Origin of the sequence: Psychrosphaera sp. B3R10, from assembly GCF_018861025.1 — a bacterium.
GTDB lineage: Bacteria > Pseudomonadota > Gammaproteobacteria > Enterobacterales > Alteromonadaceae > Psychrosphaera > Psychrosphaera algicola.
The window spans coordinates 133,518-140,054 of record NZ_JAHKQH010000028.1 but is presented as its reverse complement, the minus strand read 5'-3'; the positions used below and the strand labels follow the sequence as shown (position 1 = coordinate 140,054).

8 protein-coding genes are annotated in these 6,537 nt (G+C 38.8%); 1 reads left to right on the top strand and 7 read right to left on the bottom strand.

Annotation, left to right across the window (positions count from 1 at the left end; all coding sequences use genetic code 11):
• The first annotated feature begins 318 nt into the window (after positions 1-318).
• Complete coding sequence (locus KO525_RS11760) at positions 319-810, top strand: helix-turn-helix domain-containing protein (RefSeq protein ID WP_215964011.1); 492 nt, start codon at positions 319-321, stop codon at positions 808-810.
• A gap of 246 nt (positions 811-1,056) precedes the next feature.
• Here KO525_RS11760 and KO525_RS11755 read toward each other — a convergent pair whose 3' ends face one another.
• The 7 genes from KO525_RS11755 to KO525_RS11725 form a co-directional block, all read right to left on the bottom strand.
• Positions 1,057-1,797, bottom strand: coding sequence for a FecR family protein (locus KO525_RS11755; protein ID WP_215964010.1), 741 nt, complete (start codon positions 1,795-1,797; stop codon positions 1,057-1,059).
• Positions 1,798-1,853: 56 nt separating this feature from the next.
• Positions 1,854-2,432, bottom strand: a complete 579-nt coding sequence (locus tag KO525_RS11750; RefSeq protein ID WP_215964009.1) for an LPP20 family lipoprotein — start codon at positions 2,430-2,432, stop codon at positions 1,854-1,856.
• Positions 2,429-3,511 carry a hypothetical protein gene (locus tag KO525_RS11745; RefSeq protein ID WP_215964008.1) on the bottom strand — a complete coding sequence of 361 codons (1,083 nt, stop codon included), beginning with the start codon at positions 3,509-3,511 and terminating at the stop codon, positions 2,429-2,431. The genes KO525_RS11750 and KO525_RS11745 overlap by 4 nt, the downstream gene beginning before the upstream one ends.
• Before the next feature lie 81 nt (positions 3,512-3,592).
• Positions 3,593-4,762, bottom strand: a complete 1,170-nt coding sequence (locus KO525_RS11740; protein ID WP_215964007.1) for a glutathionylspermidine synthase family protein — start codon at positions 4,760-4,762, stop codon at positions 3,593-3,595.
• The gene (locus tag KO525_RS11735; protein WP_215964006.1) at positions 4,762-5,391 is read right to left on the bottom strand and encodes a DUF1190 domain-containing protein; all 630 of its coding nucleotides are present in this window, start codon (positions 5,389-5,391) and stop codon (positions 4,762-4,764) included. The genes KO525_RS11740 and KO525_RS11735 overlap by 1 nt, the downstream gene beginning before the upstream one ends.
• Positions 5,392-5,401: 10 nt before the next feature.
• Entirely contained in the window at positions 5,402-5,815 is a 414-nt protein-coding gene (locus KO525_RS11730) for a DUF350 domain-containing protein (protein ID WP_215964005.1), read from the bottom strand.
• A gap of 29 nt (positions 5,816-5,844) precedes the next feature.
• The gene (locus KO525_RS11725) at positions 5,845-6,492 is read right to left on the bottom strand and encodes a YjfK family protein (protein ID WP_215964004.1); all 648 of its coding nucleotides are present in this window, start codon (positions 6,490-6,492) and stop codon (positions 5,845-5,847) included.
• Between the last annotated feature and the right edge of the window lie 45 nt (positions 6,493-6,537).

Sequence of the window (6,537 nt, the reverse complement as noted above, 5' to 3'; positions counted from 1 at the left end):
GTCGATTCCGCAGTAAAAATTGTGTAATTTAGTATAAAATTTCATTGAGCTTTCTCCTTTTGGTTTGGTCGCCTTGAAGTTTAGCTAAAAGCTAAACTTCGGGGAGAAGGTTCAATAAGTAACAAGAACTTCAAACGGAAAAAATACAGTTGCCTGTTTTCACTTCGTTCAACATTTTAGCCAACTATATTTTTCCGCTTAAGTAAGCGTATGTAGCTAAAGCGGGCACAGTCGTACTTTTGTCATACGTTTGTCGTTACCGACAGGTTAATCTTCAGCTATGATTAGGCAATAATATAGATCTAATGGACAATGGTTATGTATGTGAAGTCTTTAAGACAAAAGAATAATTGGTCTCAGGAGCAGCTTGCCCAACTAAGTGGTTTAAATATTAGAACAATTCAACGTGCCGAAAAAGGCGAAAGTGTTGGTGTTGAAACATTGAAAGCTTTAGCATCGGTATTTAATGTCGATATAAATGAATTAAAAAGTAAAAACCATTGCGAAAATAGATCCCATGAAATACCAGTTGAATTTGAGCGAGAAAAGTTAGAAAAAGCAGCTAAGGCTGAAGTGCAATCAAAAAAAGAATTTTATCTTCTGTCATTCTTTTTGTTAGGAGTTTTTATTCTTTTTTTCGTACCAAATTATAACGGTGGGGAAAACTTAGGGGCATTAATTTCTTGCGCCATATCTTTCGCTTTAATCATCGGAGCGCATGGTTATATAGTATTCAAACCTTTTGGTGAAAAATGGGAAAAGAAAAAAATTAAGCAAGCCATGGATAATTACGAAAAAGAAGATTCGTAATAATTTGTTACCGCTACATAACACATATGAACCTTCTCCCGTCAAATAGACAATAGGATCTTTTTTAGCTGCTGTTAGGCAGCTAATTTGTATCTTCAATCAGCAAAACAATCTTCTTCGCTATGTCATACTGGCCGTTAAAATTGTTTACGGAAACACATATAGAGGCTCTTTTATTGTGCTCTCATCACTGCCTAACTCCGTAGACAATTAAATGCTAATTCGGGAAATAAGAGGGGTAGGCTACTAATGTAATAAGCCATCTTCTGGGGTTGTTTTAGCATCATTTTCTAAGCTAGATTCTATATCATTTTGCACTGGGTCTGATTCAAACTCGGCATCTAATTCATCAAACAATAATTGGATTTTATCTGGCGTAGGGACTTCCAATAATCCTTTATTTCCTAAGCTTAGAGAGGTGCCTGAGGTAATCGTAATCGATTTTTTGAAGTCGCTAAACTCTTTCATGTACTGTTTTTTAAACGCTTCATATTCAGATTTGTAGTCGTCAAACTCTTCAGCGAGTGATTTAACTTCAACTTCGCCTTCTTCTAAATGCAAAAATGCTTCATCACCACGAGTTTCAACCAAAAAGCGTGTGCCTTTAACACCTATAACGGCTGTTTTTGTGATGACATTTAGTGATCGCGTTGCTTCGCGTTTATTGATCGAAAATAAAATTTTACCTTCGTTTACAACGATATTTTGATCATCTTGGAATTCTAAAGTGGAGCTTTCTGTGACTAATATCTTGGAATTATCTGTTAGAGTCACGCGTGCTTTTGAATTAGCATAAGTTCGAACAAATTGGTTTAGTTCTATGTCTTGAGGCGTTTTTTTGATTCTTTTACCACGTGGAGAACCTTCATTGTGAATGGTCACTTTCCCGTCAATATCTACAACGTTACCCAATACTTGTGGAGGTTGAGCATAAACGATAGTGGCAAATAAAGCTGTAAAGGCGATTAAGCCAAAGAGTGTTTTCACAATATATTCCAGTCAAAAGTATTAAGGGGTCGTGGACCCCTTAATAGTGATGCATTTTATTGCATTTTTTCAAGTTCAGCTTCAAGTTCTTCTTGCGCTTTTTGCGCTTTAAACTCTTGATAAAGAACCTGCTCTTGGTTTACAGAAATATTACGCTCACTAGCTTTAAGGATATTATCAAACAACTCTTTAGTTGATGAAGAACCCATTGCAGTTAATACGCATAATTGGTTTTTGCCATCAAAGTTAGCGTAAGCTGTTTTGATTACACGTGACCCTGTTAATGATTGGTTTGTGATCTGTTTTGACACTGACGTGAATGTTTGACCCACTTGAGCTTGGTCACCTACATTAATACGTTCTTGATAGGTTTTATCCATCGCACGTACACGTGTATTAATCTGTTGCGCTAACTCTGCACGAGCTAATGCTGTTGCTTGAGCTTTGTCTGTTGACATATGACCTGATGATGCAACACAAACTGATGATGCGATACCATCTTCAAGAACTGGGTTTAAAACCCACTCAGGAATGTTTTTGTTTAATTCTGCCATGTTGTCTGCAGGTGTGCTGCCACATGCTGCTAAAAGTGCAGAGAGAGTTAGCGCCGTCGCCAATTTAACTGTGTGTTTCATAATGTACCCTTATTTTCTAATAACCAAATATATATTTCAGGTTGAACTTTCTCGTTAAGTTCCATCTTCATATCAGCTACATAAGCCGAAATGAGCGATTCCGTTGTCTGATGTGTTTTACGTATCAGAGAGTAAAAACCACTATTCGAAATTGACATTTCTACGTCGTTTTCAACATTGATATTCTTTGCTTTTGCAAGGGCAAACAGTCCGCGGCGAGCAGCTAAGTTTAGCAAATCGCTCATTCTACCAGTTGACGTTATTCCTTTCGCATGGCCAATGGCCCCGGTAACTCCACCTATGTTAGGTGTATTTAACCAGTCATGTCCTCGATAAACTTTACCATAGGTAAAAGATATCTCACTGATCAATGTGCTTTTATAATGGCACATTTTTCCAACTTTAACAGGGTTTACCTGATGATCAAGTTCATCTATTTTAAAAGTTTGTTGCAGGTTAGATGTCTTAACATACGTACTGTCAATATTGAGTAAAAATGTTTCGCCTTTTACATGGGCAAGATTGACTGTACGGGCAAGTTGTTGTGCATTATCGATCATATGTTTAAGTGGATCGTTAGGATGTACAGCCGGAGCTGAGATCCCTAGCAAAGTAATGTCATTACTTTGACCACTGCACAACCAATTTGGTTCACAACTTTCTAAATTACATTCATCGACATTACAATTTCGAGCCGGTTTAACCGTGAGTTTTTGATCTGACACTAGGGCGTAGATATTGCCCTTGTCGGTAAATACGTCGTTGAAATAGAGCATGTCTTTACCAGTGTAATACTCGTCTAAATCGGTTAAAACTTGTTTTGTAGTTATTTTTGATAAGCCATTGGCCAGTTGCCAATTGTTTATTGCGTTCAATTTTGCAAAATGTTCTGGTGCTTTAGCGGAGGCACTGAAGCTTCTTGCGACACCATAAACACTATGACCAGGCGTAGAGGAAAGGTCGGTTAACCAACAAGGAATATTTTTTAGGGGATGGTCTGAAGCGAAACATTGATTAACAAAAATCAATGAAGAAATGAAAGTAAAAAGAAAAAAATACTTTGTTTTAACTTTAACCAACTGAGATGTCCTTTTCCGCAACCGTTTATATCTAACTAGATAGCTACATGCTTATTTTTTATTCTAGGCCAAATTACTTAATTAGCCTAGAATTATATGGGGTAAAAAGCGGCTCATATCTTGAGTGACCGGGCTTTTATCTTCACGGATGGAAATCCCAGCGGCGGTATCGTCTACCAACCAGCTTCCAATTAATGTGTAATTATCTGAAAACTTAGGTAAAAAATGAGTTGCTTGGTAGATAAAGCCTTCGTCTCCGTAGGGACCGTCAGATTCTGTTTTTTCTTTTCCACCGTTTATAATAGAGATATTTGCACCTTCTCGAGAAAATAGCGGCTTTTTAACTAAACTTGAAAAATTTGCAGCTTTGTTAAGCTCATCTTCAAAAAAAGATGGCAAAAGATTCGGGTGATCTGGAAACATTTTCCAAAGAGCTGGCATCAAGGCTTTATTTGAAAGTACGGCTTTCCAAGGCGGTTCAATCCATCGAATGTTGTTTGTGCCAAGAAACTGACCATACTCTTCGGCCATCATAAACTCCCAAGGATACAGCTTAAACATCCAGGTAATAACTTGGTTGTCTAGGTCAGTGAAGTTGCCATTTTTATCAACCCCGATGTCTTCAACATAGACAAATTTACAGTTAACTCCTGCGGCATTTGCACAGTCTTCTAAATATTGAACTGTTCCGCGGTCTTCTTCGGTGTCTTTACAACAGGCAAAATGTAAGGTGCGGTTTGGGGTTAATACTTGCAGGTCAAAAAATCGATTTACCAATTTTTCTTGAAGGCTATTGAATTGATCGGCGCCACGATTTAACTTGCCTCCGTCGACATTATCTTGCAACCACAGCCATTGCCAGAATCCAGTTTCGTAAATACTGGTTGGTGTATCGGCGTTGTTTTCATAAAGTTTTGCAGGATTTTTTCCATCATAAGCAAAGTCGAGGCGCGAGTATAAACTAGGGTCGCCATTTAACCAGGAGTCACGAATAAACTCCCATTGATTCGGTGGCAGTTTAAACTTAGTTAACCATTCTTCGTCGTGAACAACCTGATTAACAACTTCGAGGCACATTTGATGAATTTCTTCGGTCGGTTGCTCTAAATCATTTTCGATTTGGTTCAACGAAAATTGGTAAAAAGCAGATTCGTCCCAGTAAGTTTCACCGTGCATTGTGTGAAATTTAAACCCGAATTCAGCCGCTTTTTTTTGCCATTCTTTTCTTTGTTTAATATCCTGCCGAAGCATTAACCGCCCCAACCTTTAGAGCTTGATGATTTACCACCGCCCCAACTTGATTTGGCAGAAGCAACCGAGCCAAAACCACCACGTGAAACCGTCTTTGTGATTTTGGGTTTAGGTGATGTTGCTGATTTACTTACCTTAAACTTATTTTTACCGTACTTACCAATTGACGTACCGTCGGAAAGCATAAGTGTGTCGTGATAACGAGAATAAGGGCGGTTGTAACGATAGACTGGATTATACGAACCACCGTAGTAGTTTCTACTGCGGTCGAATAACAATTGATTAACGATGAAACCCGCCATAAATGGCATGAAAAACGAACCTGAACGGTCAGTTAAACATTGTTGTGGACCAAACTCAGATTCACATGAGGCCATCGATTTGTATTTTGGCCCTGTTTTTTCAGCTTCTTCAAGGGCTTTTTCATAAGCCACTTCGCACTGTGCTAACGTAAAGTCGGTATTGCTAACACAATCATCGACAGATTTAACAAATGTCACTTCTTGCGAATTTCCACCACCACATGCAGATAACATCGCAGCGGCCACGGCCAAAGTAATTGGCTTAACTAGATAGCTCGGTTTAATTTTGCGCATAGCGCTGAGATCGATAATTTTCGTCCGTTTCATATCGGTCTCCTTAGTAGCTCATGCAAGCCGCATTTAATACGCCTATTGCAACGTTAACTACGCCTAGCATGATGCCAGCACTCACTTCGTTGTCTTCTATGCGTTGTACAATTTTAGGCATAAATCCAAAGCGGATAATGGCAAAGGCCAAACATTGCGCAACTAATGCAATTAAGGCCCAAGTGGCGTAGTCGACAATTGAAATTGAGTTGGTTGCAGCGCCCGCGAGTGCAAGAGAAAAACCTAGAATAGCACCACCAAATCCAATTGCTGCAGCCGTACTCTTTTGTTCTTTAATTAGACGCCATTCGTCGTGAGGTGTCACTAACGTATATGCAAACTTGAAGATAAGTAAAAATGCAATCGATACGCTAAAGTAGAGTGCGAAATTAATCACGCCGCTAAGTAAGTCTTGATGTTCCATGTTGGTTCCTTGTTTAAACTGTTGTTTTTCTAACCGTGAATTTGTATTTGTGTCGCAGAAAGTGTTATCCCGGTGCTCATCACTAGGCAACGACTTAAATAACCGCCAGGTTCTAATTTTTCTTCAGCTGACAAAAATAATGATTCTGTATTATTACTCGAAATTGGTCGCTCGAACAACATCGTAAACTGATCTGTTTCACTCGACTCGCCATTTTCGTCAAATGTATTTTCACACATATGAACTGGATTATGATAAGTACCAGCGGACGTCCAGACTCGCTCAAACGTATGGTCGAGTAATTGATAGCTTGGTTGACCAATTTTGTTTTTCAACAAATCGTCCCATAATTCTTGGGTTGGGATGTCTTGCGTATCGTAAAAGTGGAATAATTTAACATCAATAATGTTGTGTTCTTCTTTACCACCTTCGGCGATGACTTGGAGAAATGCGTCGTCGTCGGTATAAAATCGAAAAACAAAAGTACCGTCCATATCGACCAAACCAGCAGCTTGGATAATGTGAGTTGGTGCGCAGCCATCTGTAATCAGTTCGCTTTCTGATAGTCGTAACAACAGTGGGTCGATGTCAAAACTGCCGCCAATGCGCAGGCCCATTATTTCCGGCGTTGCTACTTTGGCTTTTTCTTTTGACTTGCCAAATAATTTGCTAAACATAATGTTCTCTCTTGATTAGACAACTATTCTTATAACACAAAAAAA